Source organism: Actinocorallia lasiicapitis (genome assembly GCF_054778695.1).
In genome coordinates, this window is sequence record NZ_BAAGZI010000436.1 from 1 (window position 1) to 4,587 (window position 4,587).

Consider the following 4,587-nt stretch of genomic DNA (forward strand, 5'->3'; position numbering starts at 1 on the left):
GCCCCGTCCCGCCCCCCGGCTGCGCACCGCGCTCAGCCTGGTGTCCGGGCGGCAGAAGGTGCGGATGGCGGCGGCCGCGATCGCGTCGAGCGCGCTGACGCTCGTCGCGATGACCGCGGTCCTCACCCAGCTCGACGACAAGACCAGCGCCTCGGGGGAGACGCCGGAGGAGGGGCGGATCGCGCAGCCGGCGGCGGGCGAACCCCTCGTGCTGCGGTCGGCCGACGGGTTCGTCTACCAGGTGTCGGCGATCACGCGGGGGACGGCCAGCAAACGCGGCTGGGCGGAGTTCCTGCTGGTCAACCTCAGCGGACGGCCCGCGCCGGTGCGGGTGCCCGTCGACCTGTTCATCCCGGCGAGCGCGGCGGCCGGGCAGGGCTGCGAGCGGCGCGCCGGGACGCGGCCGGGGCACTGCGCCGTCCGCAGCCAGCAGCGGATCATCGCCCTGGTCGGCGACTCCGGCGACCCCACCGGCGAGGGACAGCCCCTGGACGTCCAGGAGATGCCCGACGGTGCCCGCTACGTGATCAGGATCGACAACGAACGCGAGTTCGCCGACCTCCTCGGCCAGGACGATCTCGCCCTCTACGTGTACCAGGCCCGCTTCTTCCCCGACGGCCGGGCCCGCGAGCTCCGCTTCCCTTAGCGAGGGGGAGAGCCGCCGCGCAGCAGGCGGAGTGCCTTCTGCTGTTCGAAGTCGAGGGCGCGGGCCGGTTGCGGGGCGAGCCGGCCGATCCGCTCGCCGAGCTCCTGGACGCGGAGTCTGGTCTCCGGCTCGGCCAGTACCCGCAGCGCGAACGCCAGCTCGGACGGCCCGATGTCGTACCGCTGCTCCAGCGAGAGCCCCAGTGCGACGGCCCGGAGTTCGAGATCGCTGTACTGCCGGTGCACTCCACCCGACCGTGGAGGGAGAAGTCCTAGTTTTTCCCGGTATCGCAGCATTCGTGGTGAGGTTCCCAGACGCTGCGCGGCCTCCGTGATCCTCATTCTGACAATCTTATGTCAGATATACCCTTCCCAGCGTGCTTCTGCGACGGGAAGGTGCTTAAACTCGGTCGCGGAGCTACAGAGGAGTCACTTCATGGACTACAAGGTCGCCGACCTTTCGCTGGCCGATTTCGGACGCAGGGAGATCAATCTCGCCGAGCACGAGATGCCCGGCCTGATGTCCGTACGCAAGGAGTACGCGGCCGCCCAGCCGCTGCGCGGAGCCAAGATCATGGGCTCGCTGCACATGACCATCCAGACCGCGGTCCTCATCGAGACCCTGGTCGAGCTGGGCGCCGACGTCCGCTGGGTGTCCTGCAACATCTTCTCCACCCAGGACCACGCCGCCGCCGCGGTCGTCGTCGGCCCCGACGGCACCGTCGAAGACCCGAAGGGCGTCCCGGTCTTCGCCTGGAAGGGCGAGACCCTCGAGGAGTACTGGTGGTGCACCGACCAGGCGCTGCGCTGGCCTGACGGCACCCCGCCCAACATGATCCTCGACGACGGCGGCGACGCCACCCTCCTCGTTCACAAGGGCGCCGAGTACGAGAAGGCCGGCGCCGTCCCGTCCGCGACCGAGGACGACCCGGAGGAGTGGCACATCATCATCGACACCCTCAAGCGGACCATCGCCGAGACCCCGGGCCGCTGGACCGAGGCCGCCGCGACGATCAAGGGCGTCACCGAGGAGACCACGACGGGCGTCCACCGCCTGTACGAGATGGCCAAGGCCGGCACGCTCGCCTTCCCGGCGATCAACGTCAACGACTCGGTCACCAAGTCGAAGTTCGACAACAAGTACGGCTGCCGCCACTCCGTCATCGACGGCCTCAACCGCGCCACCGACGTCCTGATCGGCGGCAAGGTCGCGTTCGTCGCGGGCTACGGCGACGTCGGCAAGGGCTGCGCCGACGCGCTCCGCGGCCAGGGCGCCCGCGTGATCGTCTCCGAGGTCGACCCGATCTGCGCGCTCCAGGCCGCGATGGACGGCTTCCAGGTCGCGACCCTCGAGGACGTCATCGGCATCGTCGACATCTTCGTGACGACCACCGGCAACTTCGACATCATCACCGCCGACGACATGGCGAAGATGAAGCACAACGCGATCGTCTCCAACATCGGCCACTTCGACAACGAGATCGACATGGCGGGCCTCGCCCGCGTGCCCGGCATCGTCAAGACCGAGGTCAAGCCGCAGGTCCACACCTGGCGTTTCCCCGACGGCAAGCAGATCATCGTGCTCGCCGAGGGCCGGCTGATGAACCTGGGCTGCGCCACCGGCCACCCGTCGTTCGTCATGTCGAACTCCTTCACCAACCAGGTGATCGCGCAGATCGAGCTGTTCACCAAGACCGACGAGTACCCGGTCGGCGTGTACGTCCTGCCGAAGCACCTGGACGAGAAGGTCGCGCGCCTCCACCTGGACGCGCTGGGCGTCAAGCTGACCACCCTCACCAAGGCGCAGGCCGAGTACATCGGCGTGGACGTCGAGGGCCCGTACAAGCCGGACCACTACCGGTACTGAGCTCCGACAGATTCCGGATCTGATGGACTTCTGTGACATCGCGGACCCCGGCCTCGCTGAGGCCGGGGTCCGGCGCATCGACTGGGCCGACCGTTCCATGCCGGTGCTCCGGCAGATCCGGGAGCGGTTCGCGCTCGAACGTCCGCTGGACGGGCTGCGGGTCGCGGCCTGTATGCACGTCACGACCGAGACCGCGAACCTGCTGCTCACGCTGCAGGCGGGCGGCGCGCGGGTGGCCGTCGCGGCGTCGAACCCACTGTCCACGCAGGACGACACGGCCGCCGCGCTCGTCGCCGCCGGGGTCGAGGTGTACGCGCGGGCCGGGGTCGACATGGACACCTATTACCGGCATATCCACCGGGCGCTCGATATCGCGCCGCAGCTGGTCGTCGACGACGGGTGCGATCTGGTCAACATCCTGCACACCGAGCGGCTCGACCTGGTCGGCGGGGTGCTCGCGGGCTGCGAGGAGACCACGACCGGGGTGATCCGCCTCCACCAGATGGCCAGGGAGGGCGCGCTGCGCTTCCCGGTCGTCGCGGTCAACGACACCGCCACCAAGCACATGTTCGACAACCGCTACGGAACCGGACAGTCGACGCTCGACGGGATCATCCGCGCCACCAACATCCTCCTCGCCGGCAAGACGGTCGTCGTGGCCGGGTTCGGGTACTGCGGCCGCGGCCTCGCCGAACGGGCCCGCGGCCTGGGCGCGCGGGTCGTCGTCACGGAGATCGACCCGGTGAAGGCGCTCGACGCCCTCATGCAGGGCTACCGTGTCGAACCGATGGCCTCGGCCGCCACCCACGGCGACGTCTTCATCTGCGCGACGGGCAACCGCGACGTGATCCGCGCCGAACACCTCTCCGTCATGAAGGACGGGGCGATCCTCGCCAACTCAGGCCATTTCGACGTCGAGATCGACGTCCGGGCCCTCCAGTCCCTGGCCGTGGACGTCACCCGCGTCCGCCCCCAGGCCGACGAGTACGTCCTGCCCGACGCCCGCCGTCTGGTCCTCCTGTCGGAGGGCCGCCTGGTCAACCTCTCCGCCGCCGAAGGCCACCCCCCGGCCGTCATGGACATGTCCTTCGCCGACCAGGCCCTCACCTGCGAATGGCTGGCCACCGCCGCCACCGACCTCCCCCCGGGCGTCCACCAGGTCCCCTCCCGCATCGACTCCGAGGTCGCCCACCTCAAACTCGCCACCATGACCGTGGCCATCGACACCCTCACCCCCGACCAGGCCGACTACCTCTCCTCCTGGCGCTCCGGCTCCTGACCTCTCGGCTAGCCTCGGGGGGTGCCTCGAGGAATTTATGTGCATGTGGGGGAGGGTCGGGAGGAGCGCTTTCAGTGTGCGCCTGGGCCGGCGGGGTGGCGGTATGTGGCGGAGGGGGTGGATTTGGCGGTGGATTCCCGGTGGCGGCCGGCGCGGTTGCAGTTGGCCGTCGGGGAGCGGGTGGTGCGTGGGGGGAGCGCCGGGCGGGAGATGCTCTGGGTGCGGGACGGGCGGGAGTTCGCGGCGGAGGCGTTCGGGTTCGTCGGTGAGTCGCCCGGGTTTCTGATCGCGGTGGCGCGGTCGCTGGGGTTGGCGGCCGGGGGGTCGCGGGATGTCGCGCTGGTGGAGTTCGCGGGGGAGTCGCTGGCGGCGCGGACCGTTCGGCAGCGGTGGACCTTCGGGGGGGTCGAGCGGCATGAGACCGATCTCGGGGAGCTGCCGGTCGAGGCGTGGACGGTCACCGATCTGGAGACGGCCGAGGAGCGGGGATTCCATCTGGCCGGGGACGTGATGGTCGCGGGCGAGGGGATCGAGCTGGTCGAGCTGGAATCGCCGCCGAACCTCCTCGGGTGAGCGGCGGGACGGGGCTCGGGGCGGGCCGGAAGGGCCGTCTGACGAGGGATGCGGAGCCCCGGGGCTTTCGGCGGGATCACAGAGTGGGCTAACTTCGCCCTCTTATGGAGGAATTTGCGGAGTTCGCCGCGCATCGGGGGCCGGAGCTGCGGCGGCTGGCCGAGGTGCTGACCGGCGACCCGGCCGTCGCGGAGCGGCTCACCGGGGCGGCGCTGGCGAGGGC

Annotated in this window: 5 protein-coding genes; 4 read left to right on the forward strand and 1 reads right to left on the reverse strand. The window is 70.2% G+C overall.

Going from position 1 to position 4,587, the window contains the following annotated elements; translation table 11 throughout:
* A partial coding sequence (locus ACYVE7_RS29540) for a hypothetical protein (RefSeq protein WP_460369259.1) occupies positions 1-646 on the forward strand: 646 nt, incomplete at its 5' end.
* Here ACYVE7_RS29540 and ACYVE7_RS29545 read toward each other — a convergent pair.
* Complete coding sequence (locus ACYVE7_RS29545) at positions 643-987, reverse strand: MerR family transcriptional regulator (RefSeq protein WP_460369261.1); 345 nt, start codon at positions 985-987, stop codon at positions 643-645. The two genes, ACYVE7_RS29540 and ACYVE7_RS29545, sit on opposite strands and share 4 nt — an antisense overlap.
* A 94-nt stretch (positions 988-1,081) precedes the next feature.
* Here ACYVE7_RS29545 and ahcY point away from each other — a divergent pair, with 94 nt between their 5' ends.
* The 3 genes from ahcY to ACYVE7_RS29560 all read left to right on the forward strand — a co-directional run bounded on the left by ahcY (position 1,082) and on the right by ACYVE7_RS29560 (position 4,364).
* Positions 1,082-2,512 carry an adenosylhomocysteinase gene (gene ahcY / locus ACYVE7_RS29550; RefSeq protein WP_460369263.1) on the forward strand — a complete coding sequence of 477 codons (1,431 nt, stop codon included), beginning with the start codon at positions 1,082-1,084 and terminating at the stop codon, positions 2,510-2,512.
* Positions 2,513-2,534: 22 nt separating this feature from the next.
* The gene (locus tag ACYVE7_RS29555; protein WP_460369264.1) at positions 2,535-3,791 is read left to right on the forward strand and encodes an adenosylhomocysteinase; all 1,257 of its coding nucleotides are present in this window, start codon (positions 2,535-2,537) and stop codon (positions 3,789-3,791) included.
* A gap of 129 nt (positions 3,792-3,920) precedes the next feature.
* On the forward strand, positions 3,921-4,364 hold the full coding sequence (locus ACYVE7_RS29560) for a hypothetical protein (RefSeq protein ID WP_460369266.1): 444 nt from the start codon (positions 3,921-3,923) through the stop codon (positions 4,362-4,364).
* Positions 4,365-4,587 lie beyond the last annotated feature (223 nt).